The 26,780-nt window shown below is 57.2% G+C and carries 29 protein-coding genes and 1 tRNA gene; 15 read left to right on the top strand and 15 right to left on the bottom strand.

All coding sequences use genetic code 11. The features are described from left to right. The first annotated feature begins 144 nt into the window (after positions 1 to 144). The 3 genes from JFT86_RS29025 (at position 145) to JFT86_RS29015 (ending at position 3,301) form a co-directional block, all read left to right on the top strand. Positions 145 to 2,187 (top strand): terminase family protein, encoded by a 2,043-nt coding sequence (locus JFT86_RS29025; RefSeq protein WP_201239411.1) that lies wholly within the window; start codon positions 145 to 147, stop codon positions 2,185 to 2,187. Then, positions 2,099 to 2,968: a phage portal protein gene (locus JFT86_RS29020; protein WP_177409286.1), complete on the top strand. Its 870-nt coding sequence runs from the start codon at positions 2,099 to 2,101 to the stop codon at positions 2,966 to 2,968. The genes JFT86_RS29025 and JFT86_RS29020 overlap by 89 nt, the downstream gene beginning before the upstream one ends. Positions 2,969 to 3,043: 75 nt before the next feature. Next, positions 3,044 to 3,301, top strand: a complete 258-nt coding sequence (locus JFT86_RS29015) for an ogr/Delta-like zinc finger family protein (RefSeq protein ID WP_064392752.1) — start codon at positions 3,044 to 3,046, stop codon at positions 3,299 to 3,301. Positions 3,302 to 3,356: 55 nt separating this feature from the next. Here JFT86_RS29015 and JFT86_RS29010 read toward each other — a convergent pair whose 3' ends face one another. Both JFT86_RS29010 and JFT86_RS29005 read right to left on the bottom strand, forming a co-directional pair. Next, positions 3,357 to 3,542, bottom strand: a complete 186-nt coding sequence (locus tag JFT86_RS29010) for a hypothetical protein (protein WP_201234329.1) — start codon at positions 3,540 to 3,542, stop codon at positions 3,357 to 3,359. A gap of 102 nt (positions 3,543 to 3,644) precedes the next feature. After that, the gene (locus JFT86_RS29005) at positions 3,645 to 3,992 is read right to left on the bottom strand and encodes a helix-turn-helix domain-containing protein (RefSeq protein ID WP_201234723.1); all 348 of its coding nucleotides are present in this window, start codon (positions 3,990 to 3,992) and stop codon (positions 3,645 to 3,647) included. Positions 3,993 to 4,084: 92 nt separating this feature from the next. Between JFT86_RS29005 and JFT86_RS29000 the strand changes: the two genes are divergently transcribed. From JFT86_RS29000 to JFT86_RS28965, 8 genes are all read left to right on the top strand, one after another. Then, positions 4,085 to 4,285: a DNA-binding protein gene (locus JFT86_RS29000; RefSeq protein WP_095050509.1), complete on the top strand. Its 201-nt coding sequence runs from the start codon at positions 4,085 to 4,087 to the stop codon at positions 4,283 to 4,285. Positions 4,286 to 4,314: 29 nt separating this feature from the next. Then, on the top strand, positions 4,315 to 4,788 hold the full coding sequence (locus tag JFT86_RS28995; RefSeq protein WP_201234330.1) for a YmfL family putative regulatory protein: 474 nt from the start codon (positions 4,315 to 4,317) through the stop codon (positions 4,786 to 4,788). Continuing rightward, entirely contained in the window at positions 4,785 to 5,150 is a 366-nt protein-coding gene (locus JFT86_RS28990) for a hypothetical protein (RefSeq protein ID WP_201234331.1), read from the top strand. The genes JFT86_RS28995 and JFT86_RS28990 overlap by 4 nt, the downstream gene beginning before the upstream one ends. A 75-nt stretch (positions 5,151 to 5,225) precedes the next feature. Further along, positions 5,226 to 5,459 carry a hypothetical protein gene (locus tag JFT86_RS28985; RefSeq protein ID WP_064392761.1) on the top strand — a complete coding sequence of 78 codons (234 nt, stop codon included), beginning with the start codon at positions 5,226 to 5,228 and terminating at the stop codon, positions 5,457 to 5,459. A gap of 2 nt (positions 5,460 to 5,461) precedes the next feature. Continuing rightward, complete coding sequence (locus JFT86_RS28980) at positions 5,462 to 8,260, top strand: toprim domain-containing protein (protein WP_201239410.1); 2,799 nt, start codon at positions 5,462 to 5,464, stop codon at positions 8,258 to 8,260. Positions 8,261 to 8,275: 15 nt separating this feature from the next. Next, on the top strand, positions 8,276 to 8,569 hold the full coding sequence (locus tag JFT86_RS28975; protein ID WP_201234332.1) for a hypothetical protein: 294 nt from the start codon (positions 8,276 to 8,278) through the stop codon (positions 8,567 to 8,569). A gap of 63 nt (positions 8,570 to 8,632) precedes the next feature. Further along, on the top strand, positions 8,633 to 8,884 hold the full coding sequence (locus tag JFT86_RS28970) for a hypothetical protein (RefSeq protein ID WP_201239409.1): 252 nt from the start codon (positions 8,633 to 8,635) through the stop codon (positions 8,882 to 8,884). A gap of 266 nt (positions 8,885 to 9,150) precedes the next feature. Continuing rightward, positions 9,151 to 10,356 (top strand): DUF3596 domain-containing protein, encoded by a 1,206-nt coding sequence (locus JFT86_RS28965; protein ID WP_201234333.1) that lies wholly within the window; start codon positions 9,151 to 9,153, stop codon positions 10,354 to 10,356. 192 nt (positions 10,357 to 10,548) lie between these two features. Here JFT86_RS28965 and JFT86_RS28960 read toward each other — a convergent pair whose 3' ends face one another. The 5 genes from JFT86_RS28960 to JFT86_RS28940 all read right to left on the bottom strand — a co-directional run bounded on the left by JFT86_RS28960 (position 10,549) and on the right by JFT86_RS28940 (position 13,293). Beyond that, complete coding sequence (locus tag JFT86_RS28960; protein WP_201234334.1) at positions 10,549 to 11,316, bottom strand: hypothetical protein; 768 nt, start codon at positions 11,314 to 11,316, stop codon at positions 10,549 to 10,551. A gap of 171 nt (positions 11,317 to 11,487) precedes the next feature. After that, positions 11,488 to 11,706, bottom strand: coding sequence for a hypothetical protein (locus JFT86_RS28955; RefSeq protein ID WP_201234335.1), 219 nt, complete (start codon positions 11,704 to 11,706; stop codon positions 11,488 to 11,490). A gap of 73 nt (positions 11,707 to 11,779) precedes the next feature. Next, the gene (locus tag JFT86_RS28950) at positions 11,780 to 12,649 is read right to left on the bottom strand and encodes a P63C domain-containing protein (RefSeq protein WP_201234336.1); all 870 of its coding nucleotides are present in this window, start codon (positions 12,647 to 12,649) and stop codon (positions 11,780 to 11,782) included. Between the two features lie 322 nt (positions 12,650 to 12,971). Further along, positions 12,972 to 13,061: transfer RNA gene (locus JFT86_RS28945), tRNA-Ser, on the bottom strand. Then, positions 13,057 to 13,293: a hypothetical protein gene (locus tag JFT86_RS28940; protein ID WP_201239408.1), complete on the bottom strand. Its 237-nt coding sequence runs from the start codon at positions 13,291 to 13,293 to the stop codon at positions 13,057 to 13,059. Before JFT86_RS28940 ends, JFT86_RS28945 begins: the two co-directional genes overlap by 5 nt. 64 nt (positions 13,294 to 13,357) lie before the next feature. On the opposite strand from JFT86_RS28940, the gene JFT86_RS28935 reads away from it, so the two are divergent. From JFT86_RS28935 to JFT86_RS28925, 3 genes are all read left to right on the top strand, one after another. After that, on the top strand, positions 13,358 to 14,047 hold the full coding sequence (locus JFT86_RS28935) for a crotonase/enoyl-CoA hydratase family protein (RefSeq protein ID WP_201239407.1): 690 nt from the start codon (positions 13,358 to 13,360) through the stop codon (positions 14,045 to 14,047). A 218-nt stretch (positions 14,048 to 14,265) separates the two neighbouring features. Next, positions 14,266 to 14,988 (top strand): 1-acylglycerol-3-phosphate O-acyltransferase, encoded by a 723-nt coding sequence (locus JFT86_RS28930; RefSeq protein WP_201239406.1) that lies wholly within the window; start codon positions 14,266 to 14,268, stop codon positions 14,986 to 14,988. Positions 14,989 to 15,121: 133 nt separating this feature from the next. After that, entirely contained in the window at positions 15,122 to 16,093 is a 972-nt protein-coding gene (locus tag JFT86_RS28925) for a magnesium and cobalt transport protein CorA (protein WP_201239405.1), read from the top strand. Positions 16,094 to 16,234: 141 nt separating this feature from the next. Here the strand turns inward: JFT86_RS28925 and JFT86_RS28920 are convergent, their stop codons facing one another. The 3 genes from JFT86_RS28920 to JFT86_RS28910 all read right to left on the bottom strand — a co-directional run bounded on the left by JFT86_RS28920 (position 16,235) and on the right by JFT86_RS28910 (position 20,433). Next, entirely contained in the window at positions 16,235 to 16,963 is a 729-nt protein-coding gene (locus JFT86_RS28920; protein WP_201239404.1) for an amidotransferase, read from the bottom strand. 95 nt (positions 16,964 to 17,058) lie between these two features. Next, positions 17,059 to 19,203 carry a 3-hydroxyacyl-CoA dehydrogenase NAD-binding domain-containing protein gene (locus JFT86_RS28915; RefSeq protein ID WP_201239403.1) on the bottom strand — a complete coding sequence of 715 codons (2,145 nt, stop codon included), beginning with the start codon at positions 19,201 to 19,203 and terminating at the stop codon, positions 17,059 to 17,061. Positions 19,204 to 19,227: 24 nt separating this feature from the next. Further along, positions 19,228 to 20,433 carry an acetyl-CoA C-acetyltransferase gene (locus JFT86_RS28910; RefSeq protein WP_201239402.1) on the bottom strand — a complete coding sequence of 402 codons (1,206 nt, stop codon included), beginning with the start codon at positions 20,431 to 20,433 and terminating at the stop codon, positions 19,228 to 19,230. 585 nt (positions 20,434 to 21,018) lie between these two features. On the opposite strand from JFT86_RS28910, the gene JFT86_RS28905 reads away from it, so the two are divergent. Next, positions 21,019 to 21,840 carry a cytochrome c gene (locus JFT86_RS28905; protein ID WP_201239421.1) on the top strand — a complete coding sequence of 274 codons (822 nt, stop codon included), beginning with the start codon at positions 21,019 to 21,021 and terminating at the stop codon, positions 21,838 to 21,840. 119 nt (positions 21,841 to 21,959) lie between these two features. On the opposite strand, the gene JFT86_RS28900 is transcribed toward JFT86_RS28905, so the two are convergent. The 5 genes from JFT86_RS28900 to JFT86_RS28880 all read right to left on the bottom strand — a co-directional run bounded on the left by JFT86_RS28900 (position 21,960) and on the right by JFT86_RS28880 (position 26,475). After that, positions 21,960 to 22,769, bottom strand: a complete 810-nt coding sequence (locus tag JFT86_RS28900) for a transglutaminase family protein (protein WP_201239401.1) — start codon at positions 22,767 to 22,769, stop codon at positions 21,960 to 21,962. Further along, the gene (locus tag JFT86_RS28895) at positions 22,766 to 23,716 is read right to left on the bottom strand and encodes an alpha-E domain-containing protein (protein ID WP_201239400.1); all 951 of its coding nucleotides are present in this window, start codon (positions 23,714 to 23,716) and stop codon (positions 22,766 to 22,768) included. Before JFT86_RS28895 ends, JFT86_RS28900 begins: the two co-directional genes overlap by 4 nt. Positions 23,717 to 23,728: 12 nt before the next feature. After that, positions 23,729 to 25,138, bottom strand: coding sequence for a circularly permuted type 2 ATP-grasp protein (locus tag JFT86_RS28890; RefSeq protein WP_103303811.1), 1,410 nt, complete (start codon positions 25,136 to 25,138; stop codon positions 23,729 to 23,731). 545 nt (positions 25,139 to 25,683) lie between these two features. After that, positions 25,684 to 26,031 (bottom strand): ribonuclease E inhibitor RraB, encoded by a 348-nt coding sequence (locus JFT86_RS28885; protein ID WP_201239399.1) that lies wholly within the window; start codon positions 26,029 to 26,031, stop codon positions 25,684 to 25,686. Positions 26,032 to 26,241: 210 nt separating this feature from the next. After that, the gene (locus JFT86_RS28880) at positions 26,242 to 26,475 is read right to left on the bottom strand and encodes a hypothetical protein (RefSeq protein WP_201239398.1); all 234 of its coding nucleotides are present in this window, start codon (positions 26,473 to 26,475) and stop codon (positions 26,242 to 26,244) included. Positions 26,476 to 26,780: the final 305 nt, after the last annotated feature.

Here is a 26,780-nt window from a genome sequence, read left to right as displayed (position 1 = left end):
ATCGCTGAATGAGCCGCCACGATAGGGAGCCGATTACCGCCAAACAAACGGTTGAAATTCAGAGTTCTCCTATTTTCGGGAGATAGGCGGATCGCAGCATTTAACCCCGCGTTTCCGGGGTTTTCGCCGCATAGACTGCGGCCCATGAACTACCCGACCGAAGTTAAAGAAGCCGCAAAACGCCTCTACCTGCGCCGCTGTTCGGTGAAGGAAATACAGGCGCATTTGAAGCTGCCCAACATTCGAATCGTCTATTACTGGATCCGCCAAGGCGGCTGGGACGAGATGCTGACGGATGAAGAACCGTTGAGCGCGGTTAACCGCCGAATCACCCTGATCCTGGAAAAGATCGATCCGCTGACGAAAGCCGAACTGGACGAACTGGAGCGACTGACGGGCCTACTTGAGCGGCTGAAAAAACTTGCGGGCAAACCTGCGCAGGCGGCGCCGTCGGACGCACCGGACGAGCCTCGCGAACGCAAGCCTGGTCAACGCCGTGAACGAGGCGAAAGCAGCGGTAAGAAGCGCGAAAAGAGGGCCAAGAACGACGTTAGCGGCCTGACCGAAGTGGACTTCCTCGATAAATTCATCTCGAAAATGTACGGCTACCAGAAAGAGCTGTTCGAGGCGAAACAGAACCCACTGACTCGCCGTGTCCGAAACATCCTCAAAAGCCGTCAGGTCGGTCTGACTTACTACTTCGCCGGCGAAGCGTTCATGGACGCCGTGCTGAGCGGTGACAACCAGGTGTTTCTGTCGGCCAGCCGATCGCAGTCCGAGATTTTCCGCAGCTACATCATCCAGTTTGCACAGCAGTGGTTCGGCATCGAGCTTACGGGTAACCCGATCACCCTCAGCAACGGCGCGGAACTGCGCTTTCTCAGCACCAACAGCAGCACCGCCCAGGGCTACCACGGCCACGTCTACGTGGACGAATATTTCTGGATCCGTGACTTCGAAAAACTCAGCACCGTGGCCAGCGCCATGGGCACACACAAGAAATGGCGCAAAACCTATTTCTCAACGCCCAGCGCCGTGTCGCACCAGGCGTATCCATTCTGGTCGGGCGAGGAATTCCGCAACAGCAAACGCGGCAAGAAGGCCGGCGGTGTGTGGCCCAGCGAAGCGGCCTACACGCAGGGCGCGCTGTGTCCGGACGGCCAGTGGCGCAAGACGATCACCCTGGACGACGCGATCGCCGGCGGCTGCGATCTGTTCGACCTGGAGCAGCTGCAGCTGGAGTACGACGAAGACAAATTTCAGCAGCTGTTCTACTGCAAATTCATCGACAGTACGCAAAGCGCATTCAGCCTCAAGGATCTGGAGCGTTGCTACTCGGATCTGTCGTTGTGGGAGGACTACAACGCAGAGCTGGATCGGCCGTTCGGCAACAGTCCGGTCTGGCTGGGCTACGACCCGAGCCGCACCCGCGACGACGCCACCTGCGTGGTCATCGCGCCGCCACTCGAACCCGGGGCGAAGTTCCGCATTCTGGAGAAGCACAGCTGGCGGGGCCACTCGTTCACCTATCAGGCCGCACAGGTCAAGAAGCTGACCGAGCGCTTCAACGTCCAGCACATCGGCATTGACGTCACCGGAGTGGGTTACGGCGTGTTCGACCTGGTGCGCGACTTCTACGCCAAAGCGACGCCAATTCACTACAGCCTTGAGGCGAAAAACGCCCTAGTGCTGAAAGCCCAGGACACGATCCAAGGCAGTCGCATCGAGTGGGACGCCGGCTGGACGGACATCGCGCAGGCATTCCTGACCATCAAGCGCGGCGCCACCAACAGCGGCCAGATCACCTACAGCGCCTCGCGCACCGACGCCACCGGCCACGCCGACATCGCCTGGGCGGTTATGCACGCCTTGGCCAACGAACCTTTGAACACCAACAAGCGGCGTCGTAGCCGCTACGTCACGAGTAACCAGACCAGCTATGGCCAACCGCAAACGCAGAAAACAACACGTAGCCCAACCACCGCAGCAGCCCATGCGCTCATTTACCTTCGGGGAACCGGAACAGGTGCTGTCCGGCAACATCGGCGAGTACGTGGGCGTGTTCCCCAGCGACGACGGCAAGATCTACAAGCCGCCGGTGTCACGGGCTGGTCTGGCCAAGCTGCTGCGCGCCAACGCGCACCACGGCGCCATTCCAAAATTCAAACGCAACCTGCTGTTGCGTGAGTTCATCCCCTCGGCAGGCTGCAGCACGGAGACGATGGGACGCGCTGGGCTGGACTACATGGTGTTTGGCGAATCGTATTTCTACAACGACACCAATGCGTTCGGCCAAGTGCTGGAGCTGCAGCACCTGCCCGCCATCAACATGCGAGTAAAGGTCGACGGCGGCTTCGTAATGCTGCTGCCCGACAACAAGGAAATGGAGTTCGAACAACACGAGATCTCCCACGTCCTGGACTACGACGTGGAACAGAATATTTACGGGATCCCGGATTACTTGGGCGGTCTGCAGGCGCTGCTGCTCAATGAGGCGGCCACCCTCTTCCGCCGTCGGTACTACAGCAACGGCGCGCACGCCGGTTACATCTTCTACACCAACGATCCTGATCTGACCGAGGAGGACGAAGACGAGCTGCGCGCACAGATCAGTGCCAGCAAGGGCGTGGGCAACTTCCGCTCGATGTTCGTCAACATCCCCAACGGCAAAGAAAACGCGATCCAGATCATCCCCGTGGGTGACTTCCAGGCGAAAGACGAACTGGAGAAGGTGAAGAACATCACCCGAAACGACGTTATCGCCGCCTGGCGCATGAACCCGGCACTGGCCGGCATCATCCCGGAAAACACCGGTGGTTTCGGAGACATCGAAAAGATCGATCGCGTATACACCAGCAACGAGATCCGGCCGATCTGCCAGTTGTTCAACCAACTGAATGACAAGCTGCGAGAAGACAGGCGCTTTAGCTGGAAACCCGCACCTGAAGCAGTGGATACAACTACATGAAAAGCCACGCAGAGAGAAAGCCACTACAGATTATGGCAATATGGTGGCGATCAGCTGCCCCTGGGGAGGGACACAATGAGAGTTGTATGCAATTGCGGACACAAGGGCCGGATTGCCTCGCGGGAAGAGGTAACCAGAGCCTTTGTAAAACTGTACTGCCAGTGCCTGGACGCAAAGTGCGGGCACACATGGGTGGCGAATCTGACGTTCTCGCACACGCTCAGTCCGTCATCGCAGACATTCGAGCGGATGTTGATCGATCGTTTGCGGGAAATGCCCAGGGCGAAGCAGCGGGAGCTTTTCGAGCAGTTGGGATCGCAGGCGGTGGCGTAGCTACAAACCGCCAACGCTATAGCGCCGGCGATCGGGATCATTCAAAGAATGACGGTCAGCCCCCTACTTTCTCCTTTGGGTTGATTGCCAGTATCTCGGCCACACGGCGAACCTGTTGCTGTTCAACGCGGCTCAGCCGGCGATACAGATCGATCAGTCGACGCTCGATGTCCGTGAGTACGGCAGTTTCCGACCCGGCGTGTTCGAGGTTGATGTGATCGTTCTTCTTGCGATCCAACATGCTAACTACTCCATAAAGTGCATTGCTGAACGGACTTTATGGAGTGTGCGTAACTGCATTGGAATAAGAGATACCCCAATGACTGTACGGGAATGTTGCGAGTTAAGACCGTTGCCGGGCGGCGTCGTCTGCCATCGCTTCAAGGAAACGACGAATCGCCTTCTGATCATCATCAGGGATCGACCTGAATTGCATGATCATCTGTTCTTCCGAGGGGCTAAAAAGTTGGCCCAATGGTGTTGCACGATGTCCCGTAAGCACGTAAGCCGCATCGACCCCCTTCTCTTCCAGGGCCGTGACATAACGAAGGTCTAGGGAGCTGGCTCCCAGTTCGTAGTTCTTTTGCGTTCCCCTACTGACTCCAAGTAGGACTCCAAACTCTGTTTGATTTAACCCCAAGCGCTCGCGCTCTTCCCTGAGGCGTTCACCTACTCGATCCGCTATGAGCATTTTTTTAGTCACCACCATTGACTTGATCATTTTTTTGACCAAGAATCACCACAGACAAACGCGAACAAACACAAATGAACAGAGGGAACACTATGCCCGCCACCATTACGCACGAGCAAGCCCGCGCGGCTCTCGATCGAAAGGGACTAAGTATCGCGGAGTTCAGTCGCAAGCATGGGCTGAACAAAAATTTGGTCAGCGACCTTTTGAACGGTCGGATCAAAGGTCGCCGAGGGGAGGCACATCGCGCCGCCGTGCTGCTAGGCATCAAAGACGGCGTAATTGAACAGTAATCGCGGCGCTCAACAGGGAAAAGTAGAAGTTGAAAAGTCCAATCCTAGACACCCGCAAAGAAGTCATGAGCGAGATCATCCGCAGTTACACCGGCGGACGCGAAGCCGCTGCTGCGCGCTTGGGTCTTAAGCTCAAAAAGTTCGACAACCATGCCTATGAGAATGCCGGTTGCAGTCCCCTCAGCGACTTACAGATTTTCATGCTCGAGCAGGACTGTGGAACTCAACACTTCCCCACTTACGTCGCTTCGATGTATGGGGGACTGTTCGTACCGGTGGCCGATCCTGAAACGCTCGACAACGTCGAACTTTACAAGCGCTCCGTGCAGGTTTCTGCAAAGCGAGGTTGTGTTGATCAAGCAATTGCCGCTGCTCTTGAAGACGGTTCGATCAGTGATGAAGAAGCCGAATTCATCATGGACGCGCATAACCTCCACGTAGCAGCAAGGCACGCAGAAGTGCTGGCTGCCATCGCTCTCTATCGCGCAGGAAAGGCTCAATGAATAATTTGTCTGCAGTACCGGAATACCAGGATGTCCTGCAGAGCGCCGCGCTGGCGTTTCTTGAGCGTCACCACTGCGAACATCTGAGCGACGATCAGCAACTGTTCAGCCGAGCTGTTCAACACCTGGTTGCAGACTACGACGTGCAAACGCAGGTCGCTGAAAAGATCGTTCACCTGGCAGGCACCACCATGGTCGCCGTTCGCGATCGGCAACGCCTGAACATCCAGAGCAGCACGTCGACGCACACCGTGATCGTTGATCCGGTGACCGGCCGACAATGGGCCGTACCGGTCAGCCTCATCTATGAGCGAATCATCAACGCGCCGGACCTTGGCCGCTTTCGCTTAGCCAACTTGTAACACCACCCCTCAAACAAACGCCTGCCCCGCACTCCGTGGGTTTGGGTGAGCTGCGCCCGAAATCGAGGTTTCAAGATGGGAAACGCCGTAATTCTGACCACCCAGCTGCCACCTGCAGAGGCCGAAGCACTTCTGGCTGCGATGCGTGAGCAGTACCGCTTGAGCCTCAACGACTACTGGTACGCGGATGAATACCGGTATGTCCCGCAAGAAAAACGGCACAGCTCGATCCTCGAAAGAACGCCGGTGATGGCCGCCCAGAAACGCCTGATGGCCGCCCTCTCCCTCAGCCTCAAAGCAGTGAAGTAATCATGAAAGAAGATCTCCGCGACGACGTGTTGCTCCGCCTTCAATCCGACTTCGGACTGACGCACCGCAAGGGCACCGATTACATGCGCGGCGGCACTTGCCCCAAGTGCAAGAAAAAGGAGCTGTATTCCCGATTCGATACGCCATGGATGGTGATCTGTGGTCGTCCGGAAAAGTGCGGCCACACCCTGCACGTAAAAGAGCTGTACGACGATTTGTTTGAGGACTGGAGCAAGCGAGCGCCGGCGACGGACCAGCACCCTAACGCCACTGCACGGGCTTATCTGGAGTTTGCCCGGGGCTTTCGATTTGAGCTGATCCAGGGATGGTTCACGCAGGAAAGTTTCTACTCGCCCGAACACAATGCGGGCAGCGCCACGGTGCGCTTCGCCCTGGAAAAAGGCGGCTGGTGGGAACGGCTGATCGATCAGCCGCACCGTTTCGGCAAGATGAAAGCGCGCTTCAAGTCCAAGGACAGCTATCGCGGCGTCTGGTGGTGCCCCCCTTGCGTCGACCTGCTTGAGGTCAAGGAAATCTGGATTGTCGAGGGGATCTTTGACGCCATCGCTCTGGTGCACAACGACATCGCGGCCGTATCGGCCATGTCGTCCAACGCATTCCCTGGCGACTCGCTCAAGGCCCTGATCAAAACCCGTGAGGGCGGCAAGGTGCCCAAGTTGGTCTGGGCGCTGGACAACGAACCGAGCGCCAACGCCTACACTCGGCGCTGGGTCCGCGAAGCCCGTGCCCTGGGTTTCGTCTGCGAGTCAGCACAGATCCCGCAACGTGACGGCCGCAAGTCTGATTGGAACGACCTGCACCAGCGCTGGAGCTTCATTCAGGACGACACCAAGCGCGCCGACCAGATCGCTACGGACCTCAAACAGGCCCGCCACCTGGGCGCCCTGCTGCTGGCAGAAAGCGCAGCGGAAAAGGCCTTGCTCATGTACGACTGGAACAAGCGCGGGGAATTTCACCTGGGCTTTGGCAGCCGTCTGTACTGGTTCAAGTTGGACATGGAGAAATTCAACCGGGCCATGTCCGACATCGAGGACAGCGAGAACCACGACGACCAGTTGCTCAACCAGGCGCAACAGCGCGAGAAGGCGCTGCAGCAATCCGGCAGCGTCGTGGAGATTGCCAACTGCTACCCGCAAGCCTTGTACTTCCAGCGCAACGAAGTCACCGACGAGTCCTGGTATTACCTGCGCGTGGACTTCCCGCACGACTCCGAAAGCGTGAAAAACACCTTCACCAGCGGCCAGCTGTCCGCCGCCAGTGAATTCAAAAAACGCCTGCTCGGCATGGCCGCCGGCGCCATGTTCACGGGCAGTGGTCAGCAGCTCGACAAGCTGATGAAGGACCAGCTGTTCGGCATCAAAACCGTGTCGACCATCGACTATGTCGGCTACAGCAAGGAATACGCCTGCTACGTCTATGGCGATATCGCAATCAAGGACGGCACCACCTACAAGGTCAACAGCGAAGACTATTTCGAGTTCGGCAAGCTGCGCCTAAAAACCCTGCAGAAAGGCGTCCCGATCAAGCTGCAGCGAGACGGCAAAGACTTCAACGAGCAGTGGGCGCGGTTGCTGTGGACCTGCTTCGGCGCCCAGGGCTTCGTCGCGCTGGTGTTCTTTTTCGGCTCGTTGTTCTGCGAACAGATCCGCGCGCGTTACCAGTCCTTCCCGTTTTTGGAAGCCACCGGAGAAGCCGGTGCCGGCAAAACCACCCTGCTCAATCTGCTGTGGAAACTGCTCGGACGCGAAGGCTATGAAGGTTTCGACCCGATGAAATCGACCAAGGCCGGACGCTCGCGCCTGATGGGCCAGGTGTCCGGCATGCCGGTTGTGTTTCTTGAGGCCGATCGTCACAGCGACGATCGGGCACACGCAAAAACCTTTGAATGGGATGAGCTGAAAGACTTCTACGGCGGCGGCACGCTGGCCACCAAAGGCGTCAAGACAGCGGGCAACGAGACGTATGAACCGCCCTTTCGGGGAACGATCGCCATCAGCCAGAACGCCGCCGTGGTGGCTCACGAAGCGATCATGACGCGCATCGTCAAACTGCACTTTGTGCGCCCGACCGTCACCCCGGAAAGCCGTGCGGCCGCTGACCATTTGAACGCACTGGACGGCGGCAGCCTCAGCCACTTTCTGTTGCGCGCCGTAGGCAAGGAGTCCGCGGTGCTCGATCTGTTCGCCCAGCGCATGCCCGAACACGAAGCGAAACTGCGCCGCCTGCACACGCATTGTTTTGCCTGCAGTACGGCCTATGTCAGCGACCAAGGCAACTGCTGCAGTTGTGGTTATGACCTTCGCGGCTATATCCGAGTGGAGCGGATCAGCAAGAACCACGCACAACTGCTCTCGCTGCTGGACGGGCTGCGCCTGGTGCTGAAATTGAGTGATCCGCAAGTCGCCGCCACGCAACGGCAAATCGTCCGTATGGCGATCGAGCGCCAGGCCTCGATCAGTTCCGACCATCCGGCCGTCGCCGAATTCTGGGAGGTCTACGACTACCTCGAATCCTTGAGTGAGGACCCTGTGGTCGACCACAGCAGTGACCCGGCCGTGATCGCCATCAACCTCAACGAATTCTGCGAGCGCGCCGCCGAACACAAACAGAAGCTGGCTGACGTGGCCACGTTGCGCGACCTGCTCAAGGAGTCTCGATCGCGCAAATTTCTCGACAGCAACAAGGCCGTGCACAGCGCCGTACGCGCCGCCTTCAACCATCGCAACCCCGTTTCACAACCCCGGCCGACCACGGTCAAGTGCTGGACATTCAAGGCGTAAAGGAGAGCAAGACCGATGCAGATCCAAGTGTTTATGGGCAATGCCGGCGACGGCCGAACCAACAAGCTCCAGTCGGTCCAAGACCGGCTGGACTTCACCGGGCAAAGCGCACCGATCATCCAGGCCGGTGCGTACGGGGAGGAAGGTTTACTGCAGATTCTGGAAGTGCGGGCCGCCGCTGGCCAGCGCGAAATCTTGGTGGACGACTGCAGCAGGCAACAGATCCTGCGGGTCCTGGAATGGCAATCATGTGTTGAGCATGAGCCGGATTTTGACGGCCTGGTGATCCACCTGGCACGAAAGGACTGATCTAAAAAACAGTGCCGAGGAGTTGCAGCTCCTCGACACCCGACCACTTACGAGGACCATACCATGCAAGCACAGAGCCCCAGCAGCAGCGGCACGAAGGCTACCACACCGGCGCGGCACCTGGTGGCGACCGCGATCATCGGCGCCGCCGTCATCGGCTACCTGGTGCATAAAACCCCTGAAGCCCGAACGCGCCTGGAAAGCCTCAGCCAGATGGCCAGCACCCTGGGCGACCTGAGCGAAACGGATGTCGCCGTGATCAGCCAACTGCTGGCCACCCCGGCCACTGGGGGGGCGTCCCGCCATGACCAATGACCCTGCCGCAACACCGGTGCGCCGCTTTCCCTGGAACATGGATCACACCAGCGTGTGCGACCAGTGTGGCAAGTGGCGCGCTCAGGGCAATCACCAGGCCTGCAGCCGGCGGCGTCAGCTGTTAAATGCCCACCTGCGCCGGCACAAGCCCAAACCATAAGCCGCGTCCACCAGAAGACGCGCTTGCAGATACTTGGCCCGGAAACGGGCCTTTTTGTTTTCGATCGTCAGACTGTCGACATACGAGTACAGCGTTAGGGGTTTACATGAGTGGGGTCGAAGCTCGCGGCAAGTCCGTGAGAATCTATTTTCAATACAAAGGGGAGAAATGCCGGGAAACGGTTCCGGGCGGTAATACACCGGCGAACGTGGCGCAGGCCAGGCGCTTGGTCGACATCATTGAATACGAGATCCAGACCGGCACCTTCGATTACGCCCGGCACTTTCCCAACTCGCCCAGGCTGGTAGAAAACACCTTCGGCCATTACCTGGATCTGTGGTTGAAGATAAAGGCCAACAGCGTAGCGGCCTCGAGCTACCGAGGTTACGCCAACAAGGCCGAAGTGCATGTGCGGCCACGCTGGGGCAAGGTCCAGATTAACCAGATCGATCACTTGGACCTGCAGGAATGGATTCAGGACACGCTGTCGAAAACCCTGAAGAACAAGACCATCCGCGACATCATCAGCAACGTGCGCCAGGTGTTTCGCTTGTACCGCACGCGGATGAAAGTCGCCCATGACCCGACTGAAGGATTGATGGTCCGCCTGCCCGATCCCGAAACACCGGACCCGTTTACCCGCGCCGAAATCAAACAGATCCTCGACACCCCGACCAGCCGCACGCAGGAACTGCTGATGGTGCAGTTCATGTTATGGGCAGGTCCGCGTGTATCGGAAACGATTGCCCTGGCTTGGGAGGATGTCGACTTGGCGCAAGGCACAGTGACTTTTCGCCGGTCCAAGGTGCGCGGGGCTTACCGGGTAACGAAAACCCGTCGTTCGACGCGGCGGGTGCGTCTGCTGGCACCGGCATGGGATGCCCTCTGCAAGATCGATGCGCTAAACCGAAACAGGAAAGCGGAGACCGTGGAGATCGTTGAGCGGGACAACAAGACCGTGCGGCGCCACAAACTACACTTCGTTTTCCTGAACACGAAAAGCGGTCTTCCGCACGCCAACGACTTCGTGGTCCGTGACCGGTTTTTCAAAGCGCACCTGCTCGCTGCAGGCGTCCGCTATCGAGGCCCCGGGCAGTGCCGGCACACCTACGCCAGTCAGTTGCTGACCACCGGTGTGGCGTCGATCGACTGGATCGCCGAGCAGATGGGGCACACCAATGGCAACATGATCCGGCAGCACTACGGGACGTGGATCAATGAGGACGGTCCGGATGTTGTGGGCATGCTGCAACTGGCGTTAAATTTATCGCCGGTAGCAGCTGAAAATACTGAATTCACTAGCCGTCAGTAGGTAGGGACCAGTGGTACCCATTGGTCAGGATATTGGTCAGTCAGCCTAATGGAGGATGGTGGCCAAACTCCTATAAAAAAGCCCCCACACCTGGCAAAGGTGTGGGGGCCTAATGAACATAAACGGCGATCTATTTATCAGTCGTCAAAGTCAGTAATTGGCCAAAAGCGGACGTTCCATCGACGCAGGCAATTATTCCGGAATGAATGTCCATACGATACCCTGTCGCTTATCTTCTGGAGGCAGGTGCTTCTTCAAGCGACTGATTTCAATAACCTTATAATAACTTTTGCCCCATTTATCAAGGCGCTGAGGAGCGCGGCACAAAACTGTTTTCGGGATGAAACCAGGCTCAAAGTCTTTCGGCTTAGGCTTACGGTGCTCAAAGGCGATCCACTTTTGGGTGGCATCAACGAGCGCCTGACATTTAATAAAACAGTAGACTCCACAACACGAAAAAATCGTCAGAAGTACAATTGGCCCAAGATACGCGAACCGAGCAGTATCGGTCGCCGCCCAACCAGCAAGCGTAATCCCGGTATTACTAAAATACATCGCTGCGATCATTCCAGCGGCCATAAACGAAGTTACAAGACACACTGACTGCATATCTGCGTAATATTTAATTTTAGCCTGTCGAACCTTAATGCGCAAAATCGGATCATCAATTGTTTCTGTTGATGCCTCCTTGCACCTTGGAATTTTCTTGTAGCCGGCCTTAATCATTAACTTTCGCACTTGATATGCACGCCCTCCCCACACCAAAAACGCCAGGCCCATATACAAAAACAAAGCAACTAACGCGAACAAGGCCAGCTTGTCAGGAGAGAAAAGCACTTTAGAGGCTGAAGACTCGGGATTTTCGAAGGCAATCACTGCCGCAGCACATGCTGTAAAGGTGTTGCTCGCCACCAGTGACGTGATATCAAATGAGCGAGCCACCAAAGTTTTAGGTGTCATTAACGAAAATACCCCAACGCAGATTAATTCACATGCTCTTACTAGGGAGCATGATGGTCCTTTGAGTTTTGTTGTTTTAAATCACTTTAAAGATAGTGCTATTGCAACAGATTAGCTTGATCGCTCGAACATCACTTGCGATATCGCGTTCTTCGGCTTTCTGGCAGTTCCCTAGGACTGCCGTAGTTGCATAATCGCATCTGTAATTGCTTTCGCATTTTTATCCAGGGTTTCCATAGCCCCCGCTGCGTTATCTGCAACGCTCTGAGCGCCATTCTCTGAGAGCCACTTTGTGACCTCATCTATCGCAGCGCCTAGAGCATGCTGGTTGTGCAGAAGCAACGTTAAAGCATCTGCCATGGCAATGTTGGCGTGTGAGTTATCTGGCATGCTGATCATCCTTTATTTGAAGCGAGTGGATAATCATTCATCCACTCTATCGTTTTTTTATTAGAATCCGAAGCTACTTCAAACCTAAAGAGAGCTGCTCTTTATAATTAGCCCCAAACACGCGATCAAAATTATTCTTAAACTCAACCACACCATTTGAAAGCTCCATGACTGTAATGAGCTTAGTGATGTGTTTTTCTAAGTGAGGAATACCGATATCACCGGACAAAAATTGGTGATGTTTTCTCACACGATTCCCTGATTCGTTTTTTGGATTCTTTTCACGCAACTCTTTAAGCACGCCCGAAGGGAGGTGTTCGTAGACATACTCGTTCGTGAATTTACCTAGATATTGAGGGTGCGTCATTTTCAGAGGGTCATATTCCCAGCCGTAGAGACGATATAGCTCTTGATAGTATTTTCTTGGGAATCGTGCCTGCCATTTCAGAAGATCTTCAGAAATGTACGCTTTGAGAATTGTTTGCAGCGCGTTACTTTCGCGCTCATATTGATAGCCGGTTGCCTCATCGATAAGAGCGGCGATACCAACCTTCGCGAGAGCACGGATAAGAATATGTGCTTGAAGAACAATTTTCTCCTGACTCTCCAGCAGCGCATTTACATCGTTTGCTGTGAGGTACAACTCGCATATCAGAGGGATTAATTCGGCATTGTGGCCCGATGCAATCTTTCCCGTGGGTGAGTAATAGTGTACGACAGCTGATTTTTCTTTAAGCTCTTCGGAGATAAATGGAAGAAGGTTTTTAGCCCCGATCACAGAGGGCAATCCGTCAATGCGCTTCTCACCCTTCCTTGGACGATCAAATGCATCGAACAGCGCGGTTTGCGTAATAATTCGCATACCGTTGCTCAACACTGCACATGAAATCGTTTTATCGCCGATTATTAGCTCACCCCGGTGGGTGCACTCAAAAACTTCCATAATGTTTCACCACGGTCACTGATTTTGTAATCGAATAGTGACCACGATGGTCACTAATGTCAACGAAAAATAGTGACCATTTTTAAACGGATGGGAAAACACGAGGAGCGAGTACAGACGTATTCTTCTGGCTGAAATTAACCATGGTCCGAGCCATCGGCGACCGGATGTGACTTCCCGCTTACTAATTCAATCGGCTCAATTTTCCACTCCGGAACAGGGATCTGTCCCAGATCTGTCCCATATGACCATTTTTCGGACGCCAAAAACCACAAACCCCCGACTTTCTCTAGGAAAATCAGGGGTTTGCGTTTACTGAATGTGGCGGTGAAGGAGAGATTCGAACTCTCGATACAGTTTCCTGTATACACACTTTCCAGGCGTGCTCCTTAAGCCACTCGGACACTTCACCGTATCTCTTCAAACATGTTCTGTCTGTCGAGGCGCGCTAATGTAGTCGAAAGCTTTTCCGATGGCAAACTTTTTTTTAGAATTTTCATGCGGTTAAGAGAAAAAGTCGTTTTGCCCCGCCGATAGGTCATGGCAAACCGGCCAATCTTCGGTGGGCATGGGCCTTCTATATAGAAGCAGAACGGCGTGGCACGCCGGTTGAGCCGGTAATCGGTGACCGGCGGGTCAGTCACGGCGCTTTACCTGGCCTGCGGTGGTGGGTAACGTCTGCCCATCTTTCTTATAAGGAATAGCGTCATGAGTGAGTTGATTTCTTACCACCTCGAAGACGGTATCGCGACCCTGACCCTGAGCAATGGCAAGGTCAATGCCATTTCCCCGGACGTGATTGCGGCGTTCAACGCGGCGCTGGATCAGGCGGTTGCTGATCGTGCCATCGTGATCATCACCGGCCAGCCTGGGATTCTGTCTGGCGGGTACGACCTGAAAGTCATGACTGCCGGCCCTAAAGAAGCGGTGTCGCTGGTGACCGCCGGTTCGACGCTGGCTCGTCGTTTGCTCTCTCACCCTTTCCCGGTGATTGTTGCGTGCCCGGGTCATGCCGTGGCGAAGGGTGCTTTCATCTTGTTGTCCGCCGATTACCGCATCGGCGTCGATGGCCCGTTCAGCATTGGCCTGAACGAAGTGCAGATCGGCATGACCATGCACCACGCCGGGATCGAACTGGCCCGTGATCGTCTGCGTCGCTCGACGTTCCACCGCTCGGTGATCAATGGCGAGATGTTCGATCCGCAAAGCGCTGTGGATGCCGGTTTCCTCGACAAGGTAGTGGCCGCCGAGGAACTGCAAGGCGCCGCCCTCGCCGCTGCGCGTCAGTTGAAGAAGATCAATATGACCGCGCACAAAAACACCAAGCTGAAAGTGCGTAAAGCCCTGCTGGAAACTCTGGACAACGCGATCATCCAGGATCAGGAACATCTGGGTTAATCACTCGTCTCCTGCCGTAAAGAAAAGCCCGACCGTCGTGTCGGGCTTTTTTCATGCGTGCTCCGTTGAAAATGCCGTGGCTGCTCTAGGACGCGTCTGACAACCCAGTCGGAAACATGCGCTTAAACATCGGCTATCTCCGGACTCTATAGCAGCAATTGCCGAAAACAGTGCACATCCGTACACTGCGCCACCTTTTGTCCCGGTGGGGCCTGAAAATGCTGTTCGTGTTTCGTATGTTATTGATGGGCCTGCACTTTATGGTGGCCGGTGTACTCGGGGTGATTCTCGGGGTGTGCCGTCCATTCAATCCGGACAACAGCCGCCTGTGCGCCCGCCTCTACGCTCTGCCGGCCATGTGCATTCTGCGTTTGCGCGTGAAGGCTGATGTCAGCGGCTTGATGAACAAGCCCGACAGTTGCGTGATCATCGCCAACCATCAATCCAACTATGATTTGTTCGTCTTCGGTAATGTCGTTCCACACCGGACTGTCTGCATTGGCAAGAAGAGCCTGAAATGGGTGCCGCTGTTCGGGCAATTGTTCTGGCTGGCCGGCAACGTGTTGATCGACCGTGGGAATGCGCACAAGGCGCGCCAGTCAATGCTCACCACGACGAACACCTTGCAGAACGAAGACACGTCGATCTGGGTATTTCCGGAAGGCACGCGCAACCTCGGCGAAGACCTGCTGCCGTTCAAGAAAGGCGCGTTCCAGATGGCAATTGCCGCCGGTGTGCCGATCGTTCCGGTGTGCGTCAGCAGTTACATCAAGCACATGCGCCTGAATCGCTGGCGCAGTGGGAAAATTCTCATACGCTCGCTGCCGGCCATTCCTACCGCCGGAATGACCATGGACGACATGCCCATGCTCATCCAGCAGTGCCGCGAACAAATGCGCGAGTGCATCGAAGCGATGGATCGACAACTGCAAGCCGCATGAAAAACAAACCCGCCCTGTGCGGGTTTTTCTTTGCCCGGTGAACTGTGCAGATTTCACTGACTCTCAAGCAACGACACGGCTAAGCTAAAGCCTTGTATTCCCTGCCACTGCCTAGAAGAAGTGAACCACCACCATGGGTCGAGTTGTTGCCGCTGCGGTGTACAGCGCGGGTAAGAAAGTCACCAATATTTCCCTTGATGAAGGCGCCGCCTGGGCCGCAAAAACCGGCCACTTCGTGTGGATCGGTCTTGAAGAACCAAACGCGCAAGAGCTGGCCAACCTGCAACGACAGTTCAACCTGCACGAACTGGCCATCGAAGATGCACTGGAGAAACACAGTCGGCCGAAGCTGGAAACCTTTGGCGACGCTTTGTTTATCGTCACCTACTCGCCCATCCGCGAACACGGGATCCTGCAGTTCATCGAAACTCACATTTTCGCGGGCAAGGGCTACATCATTACCGCGCGCAACGGCCACTCGGCGTCCTACGCCCATGTCCGTCAACGTTGTGAGGCGCGTCCGCTGTTGCTGGAGCATGGGGAAGATTTCGTACTTTATGCGTTGCTCGATTTCGTCATCGAGAACTATCAGCCAGTGGGCGAAGCGATTCATGCCGAGATTGATGAACTGGAGCGCAACGTGCTGTGCAGCGCGTTGAACGAACACGATATTCAGAAGCTGCACGGCTTGCGTCGTGATGTGGTTCGCTTGCGCCGATACGCAGCGCCAATGGTGGAAATCAGCGAGGAGCTACAGAAGCTGAGCTTCCCGTTCATCGACAAGAACATGCGCCCCTACTTTCGCGATGTGCAGATCCATGTGACGCGGCAGATGGAAGACCTGACGACGCTGGCCGACATTGCCAGTCAGACCATCGAGATCGGTGTGTTGCTGGAAGCGTCACGGCAGAGCGTGGTGCAGCGCAAGTTTGCAGCGTGGGCGGCGATTCTGGCGTTTCCGACGGCAGTGGCGGGGATTTACGGGATGAACTTCCAGAACATGCCGGAGTTGAGCTGGCATTACGGTTATTTCGCCGTGCTGGGGTTTATTACGGTGGGGTGTGTGAGTTTGTGGGCGAGTTTCAAGCGGTCAGGATGGTTGTAGACCTGTGGCGAGGGAGCTTGCTCCCGCCCGGCTGCGCAGCAGTCGCAATCCTCGCACTCATATTTTTGGCCATTGAATGTTGGGGGCCGCTTCGCCGCCCAGCGGGAGCAAGCTCCCTCGCCACAGAATCCGTATCAGGCTTTAAACGGCCTTAGCCTGAGGTTTGTGCGCCACAAAACGCATCATCCACTCGGCCACCGTGGTGCCGTGGTGCTCCTGCTCCAGGCTGGCCACACCTTTGCTGTAAATCTGCGAACCCAGTGCTTCCTGACGCAGGTCCAGCAGCGCACGCGAGTAATCGTGAATGAATTCCGGATGCCCCTGGAAACACAGCACTTGATCGTTGATGTGATACGCCGCAAACGGGCAGAAATCACTGGAAGCAATAACCGTAGCGTTTTCCGGTAGCGCAGTGACTTGATCCTGATGGCTGATCAGCAACGTCAGCTCTTCCCGCACAGGGCTCATCCACGGCGCTTTGGCCGCGAGTTTGTAGTTGTGGGTGCCGACGCCCCAGCCCTGCGTGGCTCGCTCGCTCTTGCCACCCAGCAGCAGCGCCAGCAGTTGATGGCCGAAACACACGCCAAGCAGTTTGTCGCCACGCTCGTAACGGGTCAGCAGATATTCCTTGAGAGTTTGAATCCACGGGTCGGTGCCAAACGAATCGGCCTTGCTGCCGGTGACCAGGTAGGCATCGAAGGTCTGCTCGTCGCTCGGGTATTCGCCCTGCATCACGTTGTACACGGTGAACTCGGCGGCAATCGGTTGCTGCGAGAACAGGCGCTGAAACATCTGCCCGTAACCCTGATATTGATCGACCAGTTCCGGACGCAGGATGTCGGTTTCCAGAATGCAGATGCGTAGCGACATAAAAAATACCTGACACGTGATGGGAATAATGAACACCCCAGAGCCTGCCCTGAAACAACCTGGCAAGGCAAGCCCCAAAATGTATTCCCTGTCGCCTAGAACAACTCTCCTTTCGCCGCTTTTTCCAGCAACAGCGCCGGCGGTGCAAAACGCTCGCCATATTGCTCGGCCAGATATTGCGCGCGAGCGACGAAGTCCTTCACACCGTACTGGTTGATGAACTGCAATGCCCCACCGGTCCATGCCGCGAAACCGATGCCGAAGATCGAACCGACGTTGGCATCCGCCGTCGAGGTGAGTACGCCCTCTTCCACGCAACGCACGGTTTCGATGGCTTGCACGAACAGCAGCCGGTCACGCACGTCCTTCGGCGAGATTTGCCCGTCGGCCTTCTCGAAACGGCTCTTCAGCTCTGGCCACAGATATTTCTGGCCACCGGCCGGGTATTCGTAGAAACCGCCGCCTGCGGCCTTGCCCGGACGCTTGTATTCGTTGAGCAGCAAGTCAATCACGGCGAACGCCGGGTGCTCAATCAGCGGCTTCCCTTCCGCTTGTAGGTCCTTGGCGGTTTGTTTGCGGATATGACTCATCAGGCTGAGGGAAACTTCGTCGGAGATCGCCAGAGGCCCGATCGGCATCCCGGCCTTGCGCGCTTCGGTCTCGATCATCGGCGCGCTCACGCCTTCGCCGAGCATGGCGATGCCTTCATTGGTGAAGGTGCCGAAGACCCGCGACGTAAAGAAACCGCGACTGTCGTTGACCACAATTGGCGTCTTCTTGATTTGCAGGACGAAATCGAACCCGCGTGCCAGGGTTTCATCGCTGGTCTGTGCGCCTTTGATGATTTCCACCAGTGGCATTTTCTCCACCGGGCTGAAGAAATGCAGGCCGATGAATTTGCTTTGATCGGGCACGGCAGTCGCCAGACCGGTGATCGGCAAGGTCGACGTGTTAGAGGCAATGACAGCATCGGCGCCGACAACTTTCTGCGCGGCTGCCGAGACTTTGCCTTTCAGCTCGCGATCTTCAAACACCGCTTCGATGATCAGATCACAACCGGCCAGATCGCCATCGTTTTCGCTGGTCTGGATTCGCGCCAACACCGCTTCGCGCTGCGCAGCATCCATTTGACCGCGAGCCACTTTCTTGTCCAGCAGCGCAGCCGAGTGGGCCTTGCCCTTCTCCGCTGCGGCAAGATTGATGTCCTTGAGCACCACTTCGATACCGGCCGAGGCGCTGACGAAAGCGATCCCGGCACCCATCATCCCGGCGCCAAGAACACCGACCTTGCGCGTGACGAATGGCGCGTAACCCTGCGGTCGCGAGCCACCCGCATTGATCTCATTGAGCTGAAACCAGAAAGTGCCAATCAGGTTTTTCGAGATCTGCCCGGTGGTCAACTCGGTGAAGTAGCGGGTTTCGATCAGGTGCGCAGTGTCGAAATCCACCTGTGCGCCTTCGACGGCCGCACACAGAATCTTTTCCGGCGCAGGCAATGTGCCCTGGGTTTTGGTGCGCAGGATCGACGGCGCAATCGCCAGCATCTGCGCTACTTTCGGGTTCGACGGTGTGCCGCCAGGAATCTGATAACCCTTCACGTCCCAACGCTGCACCGCCGTCGGATTGGCAACGATCCAGGCGCGTGCCTTGGCCAGTAATTCATCGCGATTCATCGCCAGTTCTTCTATCAAACCGGCCTGCAATGCCTGTTGCGGACGGACCTTTTTGCCTTCGAGCAGATACGGCAGCGCCTTCTCGATACCGAGCATGCGCACCATGCGCACTACCCCGCCGCCGCCCGGCAGCAAGCCCAGGGTGACTTCCGGCAGACCGAGTTGCACCGACGAATCGTCCAGCGCAACGCGGTGATGACAAGCGAGGCAGATTTCCCAGCCACCGCCCAACGCCGCACCGTTAATGGCCGCGACCACCGGTTTGCCGAGGGTTTCCAGAGTGCGCAATTGCCCTTTGAGGGTCAGCACCATGTCATAGAAAGCCTTGGCTTCGGGCTTGCCGATTTTGATCAACTCATTGAGATCACCGCCGGCGAAAAACGTCTTCTTCGCCGAGGTAATGATTACGCCGGCAATGCTGTCTTTTTCAGCGACAAGCCGGGCGACGCAGGCGGCCATCGCCTCGCGGTACACGCCGTTCATGGTGTTGGCGCTCTGGCCCGGCATGTCGATGGTCAGCACGACGATGGCGTCCTGGCCTTTTTCGTAACGAATGGCTTCGCTCATAACAAGGTTCCTTGAATTCGGGGCTCAGAGGCGTTCGATGATGGTGGCAATGCCCATGCCGCCGCCAACGCACAGCGTCGCCAGGCCATAGCGCAGGCGCCGGGTTTCCAGTTCATCGAGCAAGGTGCCGAGGATCGCGCACCCGGTCGCGCCCAACGGGTGGCCCATGGCGATGGAGCCGCCGTTGACGTTGACCTTGTCCGGGTCGACCGCCATGTCTTTGATGAATTTCAGCACCACTGAGGCGAACGCCTCGTTGACCTCGAACAGGTCGATGTCTTCCACCCGCAGACCGGCCTTCGCCAGCGCTTTGCGGGTGGCCGGTGCGGGACCGGTGAGCATGATGGTCGGATCGGTACTGGTGACTGCCGTGGCGACAATGCGCGCCCGCGGTTGCAGGCCCAGTGCCCGGCCCTTGGCTTCGGAACCGATCAACATCAGCGCAGCGCCGTCAACGATGCCGGAACTGTTGCCTGGGGTGTGCACATGGTTGATGCGCTCGACATCGCTGTAAACCCGCAACGCCGTCGCGTCGAAGCCCATCTGGCCGATTATTTCGAAACTCGGTTTGAGCTTGCCCAGACCTTCCAGCGTCGACTCGGCGCGAATGAACTCATCGTGATCGAGCAGAATGATGCCGTTCTGATCCTGCACCGGCACCAGCGACTTGTTGAACGAGCCATCGGCACGCGCCCGCGCCGCTTTCTGCTGCGAGTGAAGCGCGTAGGCATCGACATCTTGACGGCTGAAGCCTTCGATTGTGGCGATCAGGTCCGCACCGACGCCCTGCGGGGTGAAGTGGCTGTGCAGGTTGGTCTGCGGATCCAGCGCCCAGGCGCCGCCGTCGCTGCCCATCGGCACTCGTGACATCGACTCGACACCACCGACCACCACAAGATCTTCGAAGCCTGAGCGCACTTTCATCGCGCCGAGGTTCACCGCTTCCAGGCCCGAAGCGCAGAAACGGTTGATTTGCACACCCGCGACGCTGACGTCCCAATCGGCCACTTGCACAGCGGTCTTGGCGATGTCCGAGCCTTGATCGCCAATCGGCGTGACGCAGCCGAGCACCACATCATCGACCTGGCTGGTGTCCAGTGAGGTGCGCTGTTGCAGCGCGGTCAACAGACCAGCGACCAGATTCACCGGTTTGACGCTGTGCAAGGCGCCATCGGCCTTGCCCTTGCCGCGGGGCGTGCGTAATGCATCGAAAATCAAAGCTTGGGTCATGACGTCCTCGAACCTGTGCGGTGAGTGATTTCTTGTGCCTCCACTCTTCGCCTGCACGGCCATCGATTCAATGACCACAGCGCTCAATGGTGTTGACGCACACGCTCAGACGGACGGTCATCAGACGCTGGGTGAACCGGTTCAGGTCGGCGAGTTGTCTAGCAAGCGGGCGGCAAAGAAGCTGGCAATACGCCTCATGCCTTTTTTATTGCGAATGACAACAGCTCCATATGAAATGGATCTAAGCCAAGCGTGACGCGGGCCCTAAGGTAGAACATGTACGTCATGGTCGTCGGGTTTTGCCGAGGCAGGCGTTCTTTAACAGGAAGTGCAGCGCTTGCCGTCATGGATATGCAGGCAAGCATCAGGAAATAACAATAAAGGCGGTCAAGCCATGTTCAAACAACCGAAAGTTCGTCAAGCAGGGCTCATTCTTTTCGCCACGACGCTGTTGTTGATTTTGCCGAATCTGACCAAGGTCATTGGCTGAATCAAGCGGCAGGTGCTGTCTATCGCCACTGAATATGTGACTGGCCCGCTACCCGGGCCAGCGTGGCTGTGCCAATCTTTGCGCACTTCCACGACATGGACGGCGATCATTTGAAAGCGCTCATTGTGTTCGGGGCCTTGCTGCTGAGCATGCCCCTGTCTGCCGCACAACTGGATTTGCAGTTGGGCGCAAAGAGTCGCACCTGGCAGACCGAGGAGCTGTTAAAGCATCCTCAGGCGCAAACCCTCACGATCAAGAACGACGTGTCCTACAAAAAGGACATGACTTATCGCGCCGTGCCATTGGCGGCGTTACTGGCTGGAATCAATCCCGAAGATCACCTGCAGGCCGTGGCGCTGGACGGTTTTGCCGCCGAATTGAGTGCTGCGCCGCTGCTCAACACTCAAGGCTCGAGGGCGTGGCTGGCCATTGAAGATCCGGCCAAGCCGTGGCCGCCGCTGTCGGAAGGCAAACACAGCGCCGGACCGTTTTATCTGGTGTGGACCGATCCACAGATCGGCAAGATCAGCCCGGAACAATGGCCATTCGAAGTCGCCAGCATCAAACGCATGGCGCCAGTGGCCGAGCGCTTCCCTGCTCTGCTGCCGGATCCGGCGTTAAAGGCTGATGACCCGGTGAATCTGGGGTTTGCGTTGTTTCAGAAAAATTGCCTGGCGTGTCATCGATTGAATGGCGCGGGAGATGCGCAAGTCGGGCCGGATCTGAATATTCCCTATAACCCGACCGAGTATTTCGGCGCCGATTTCCTCAAGCGCTACATTCGTGATCCGCAGAGTCTGCGGCATTGGCCACAGGCGAAGATGCCGGGGTTTTCTGCCGAGGTGTTGGCGGATGGGGATCTGGAGATGTTGGTGGGATATTTGAAACACATGGCCGGGCGCAAGGTTAGGCCCTGAACCCATCCCCTTGTGGGAGTGAGCCTTCTCGCGATTGCGGTGGAACAGTCAGTATTGTTGTATCTGACATACCGCTATCGCGAGCAGGCTCACTCCTACAGGGGCTACGTGTGAGCCCGTTATTGCTGCTGCACGGAGATGATCGGCGCAGGGGTCGGCGAGACGAAGACCTTTGCATGCATCTGCTCGCATCCGCCGCCCCTGCGCATGCCGCGTACCGGGCAGGCGTCGAGATAGTCCAGACCCACCGCCAGTTTCAAATGTCGTTCCGGTCGGGCCAGTTCATTGGTCACGTCGAAGCTGTACCAGGCGTCATCCAGCCACGCTTCCGCCCAGGCATGGCTGGCCAGATGTTCGCAATCTTCGCTGTACAGATAGCCCGACACATAACGCGATGGAATCCCCAGACTGCGCGCGCAGGCCAGAAACGCGTGGGCGTGGTCCTGGCAAACCCCGGCACGCCCGGCAAACGCCTCGGCCGCGCTGGTGTCGACTTCGGTCGAGCCCGGCGTGTAGGTCATGTGCTGATTCAAACCGTGCATCAAATCGATCAGCGCAGTACGGTCACGCCGTTGCTTGCAGGATTTTGCCGCAAACGCGCGCAGGGCTTCGTCCGCCTCGGTCAGACGGGTGAAACGCAGGAATGGCAGCGCCGACTGGCTCTCATGTTCGGCCTCGCGCAACTCGTCGATATCGACCTGCCCCCGGGCGCCGATGATGATCGCTTCGTGTGGCTCGTCCATGGTCAGCACATGCAGGATGTTGCCGAACGGATCGAGTTGCGCGCGCACCGGACGCGGCAGGTCGAGCTGCCAGCTCAGCACGTGCTGACGCTCGCTGTCGTGGGGCGTCAGTCGCAGATACTGGATGCTGGCCCGCACCTGATCTTCATAGTGATAGGTGGTCTCGTGGCTTATGGAAAGTCTCATGCAGCCTCCAGGTAGGAACTGTGAATGGCGTTGCCCAACTGGCGCACCAGCGGGATGAATTCGGTGAGCCAGGCGTGCAGGCCTTCTTCGAGGATTTCGTGAATGCCGGTGTAGCGCAGGCGCGCGTCCATTTCTGCCGCCAGTCGCTGTGCCGGCCGACCGTTGGCCCCCGGCAGCTGCGCGAGGATCTGGTCGATTTCTTCGGTACAGGCGCGCAGCGAGCGCGGCACATCGGCGCGCAACAGCAGCAACTCGGCAACATGTCGGGCGCCGGGCGCATCGCGGTAGATTTCGGTGTAGGCCTCGAATGATGACAAGGCCCGCAGCAAGGCACTCCATTGATAGTAGGCATGAGCGGTGCCGTCACTGACCGCTTCGGCCTGATCGCCAGCCATCTCGTACCGGGCATCGAGCAGTCGCAAGGTGTTGTCGGCGCGCTCGATAAACGTGCCCAGACGAATGAAGCGAAACGCATCGTTGCGCATGATCGTGCCGTAAGAGGCACCACGGAACAGGTGTGAGCGCTCCTTGATCCATTCACAGAAACGGCTCATGCCATAGCGGCTCAAGCCCTGTTCGGCGATCCCGCGAATCTCCAGCCATGTGGCGTTGATGTTTTCCCACATGTCTGCGGTGATTCGACCGCGCACCGCGTGAGCACTGGCCCGTGCCGCGCCGAGGCAGCTATAGATGCTCGCCGGGTTGGCCGCATCGAGAGCGAAGAAATGCAGCAGGCGTTCGGCGTGCAGTTCGCCGTGGCGCTCCAGGTAATCGTCGAGGGTGCCGGTGATCAACAACGGCATGGCCAATTCGTGCAGACCATCGCCGCGACCGTCCTGCGGCATCAGCGACAGCGAATAACTGACGTCGAGCATCCGAGCGAGGTTTTCCGCCCGCTCCAGGTAACGCGACATCCAATACAGATCCGAGGCAGTTCTACTTAACATGGCAAGCTTCCTTCAATCCTCGACCACCCAGGTGTCCTTGGTTCCGCCGCCCTGTGAGGAATTCACCACCAGGGAGCCTTCGCGCAGGGCGACACGGGTCAAACCGCCGGGCACCACCCGGGTTTCGCGACCGGACAAGACAAACGGGCGCAAGTCGATGTGGCGCGGTGCAATGCCGTTTTCGACAAAGGTCGGACAGGTCGACAGCGACAACGTTGGTTGCGCGATGTAGGCGTGCGGCTTGGCTTTGATCCGCTCGCGGAACGCATCGATTTCCGCCGTCGTTGCCGCTGGTCCGACGAGCATCCCGTAACCGCCGGAACCCTGGGTTTCCTTGACCACCAGATCCGGAAGATTGGCCAGCACATGGGAAAGTTCAGACGGATTGCGGCATTGCCAGGTCGGCACATTCTTCAGGATCGGCTCTTCGTCGAGGTAAAAACGGATCATGTCGGTGACAAACGGATACACCGATTTATCGTCCGCCACGCCGGTGCCGATGGCGTTGGCCAGTACCACATTGCCGGAGCGGTAGGACGACAGCAGCCCCGGCACGCCGAGCATCGAGTCCGGATTGAACGCCAGCGGATCGAGAAACGCGTCATCGAGACGGCGATAGATCACGTCCACCGCTTTCGGGCCGTCGGTGGTGCGCATGAAGACCTTGTCGTCACGCACGAACAGGTCCGCGCCCTCCACCAGTTCCACGCCCATCTCCCGCGCCAGAAACGCGTGTTCGAAGAACGCACTGTTGAAACGCCCCGGCGTCAGCACGACCACGCTCGGGTCATCGATGGGGCTCGAGCTTTTCAGCGTGTCGAGCAACAGGTTCGGATAATGGTCGATGGGCGCGATGCGCTGGGCGGCGAACAGCTCCGGGAACAGGCGCATCATCATCTTGCGGTCTTCGAGCATGTAGCTGACACCGCTCGGGGTGCGCAGATTGTCTTCGAGCACGTAATAGGTGCCGTCACCATCGCGCACCAGATCGACGCCGGAAATATGCGAATAGATATCGCGGTGCAGATCCAGGCCTTGCATCGCCAACTGATACTGCTCGTTGGCCAGTACCTGTTCGGCGGGAATGATCCCGGCCTTGATGATGCGCTGCTCGTGATAAAGGTCGGCGAGGAACATGTTCAGCGCCTTGACCCGCTGGATGCAGCCGCGTTCGACGATTCGCCATTCACTGGCGGGAATGCTGCGCGGAATGGTGTCGAATGGAATCAGGCGCTCGGTGCCCTGCTCGTCGCCGTAGAGCGTGAACGTGATGCCGGCGCGATGGAACAGCAAATCAGCCTCGCGCCGCCGTTGCGCCAGCAGCTCGTCAGGCGTGTCGGCCAGCCATCGGGCGAACTCCCGGTAATGCGGGCGGACCTGGCCGCCGGCATCGTACATCTCATCAAAATAGGTGCGGATCATGCCGTACTCCTTGTCACCCGGACATACAGGCCTTCGCAAGGCCCGTGCCATCGGCATAAACGCTTTGATTTCAATCGGTTGGATATTCACGCCGCAGGCGCCGCACCATTCCTGTGCGGCAAATGCTCCAACCTGATTGCCCCCGCTTCATTGCGACGCACTGCATCGCCTATCACCAGCATAGTCAGAGTTGATTTCACTGCTCGCCATCGGCTGCGGATAATCCGCGCATTCGCTGCAAAACTTCATCGGCCACTACGCCACGGAGTGCTCGGCTCAACTGCTCTGGACTGCCATCGCAGCCCGCCCCGCTGTAACCCTGACCGGTTTCCTCTCCTTATCGGTCTTCCCTTTTAGCCACCCTCTCCGGTGGCTTTTTTTTGCCTGTTTGAAATGTTTTGAAAGCAAAAGCAAAAGATCGCAGCCTTCGGCAGCTCCTACACCGATTACCTGTAGGAGCTGCCGAAAGCTGCGATCTTTTGATCTTCAAAAACAACAACGGCCAACCCAAAGGCCAGCCGTTGCTTAACAGTTACTGCAAGAGATCAGTTCAAACGGTGGCGATTGCGCACCTCCTGCTTGACGCCCCAACCCTCGATGATGCCGCCCAGCGGTTCGACCACAGCAGAAAACCCCTGCTCGAAATCGCCGATGTCGTCATATGTCGCGTACATCACTTTGCTCAACTCCAGAGACCACGCGCCATCGTCGCGCACGCTGACCTGGGCATTGATGGATTCACCACGAAATTTGCCTGCTGCCCTGCGCGCCCGCTCCTCGTCCGGGAAAATGGCGTAGAACTCGATGGGATGGAATCGGGAAAAGTCGAAACCGCCTTCTTTCATGCGGCGCAGAACATTGCTGCTGATGTCTTCTTGATAGGCTGTGCTCATGAATCGTCCCCCTCGGATAGATGGATAGACTTTCCGTATTCCCGCCCCGGGCCTTTGGCCTAAGTACTACGGCAACGTGGTTGCGCGCGGGAAACAAGCATGTAGCTGACAAGACCAGACCTTAGCGATCCGTTCGCTGATCTCGCTTGCAGAGTAGCCCCAAGATAGAGCTGCTGCCAAGGCCTGGTGCTTCAAGTGACAGGAAGAATTTCAGATTGGAGTGATGCTGCGGATTTCGATGCTGTTCTGGGTTTTCAGGCTTTTCACGCCTGCATCGGGGGTTCGCCCTTCCAGATCGTTCATATCCAGTTCGGCGGCGACAGGAAGAAAACGTTCCTTGATGAGCTTGGCGGCCCGCTCATGACTCGGACACTCTTCGCACTCGAAGACTTCGTCGATCGGTTGACCATGATCGTCCACGAAAGTGACTTTCCACTTTTGCATCGGTGCCTCCTCGATCAAACCCGCAAATGGGCTTACACCTAAATCGACTGGTACGCCGAAAGTTGGTTCAAAAGGATTACAACGAGCGAAGATGAAAAAAACGACATCTTGGGTACAGGCAGCAAAGTGGGGAGCGTGCTTTTGTGGCGAGGGGATTTATCCCCGTTCGGCTGCGCAGCAGTCGTGAAAATCAGCAACCGCGGTGTATCAGGAAGACCGTGGGTGCTGATTTTGGGGACGCTGCGCATCCCAACGGGGATAAATCCCCTCGCCACAAGAGCTCCCTCACTGGGGAGCTAGCGCGG

Source organism: Pseudomonas sp. TH06 (assembly GCF_016651305.1).
Classification (GTDB): domain Bacteria; phylum Pseudomonadota; class Gammaproteobacteria; order Pseudomonadales; family Pseudomonadaceae; genus Aquipseudomonas.
Note: the sequence above shows the minus strand (reverse complement) of the source record. Positions and strands in the feature narration are given on the sequence as shown.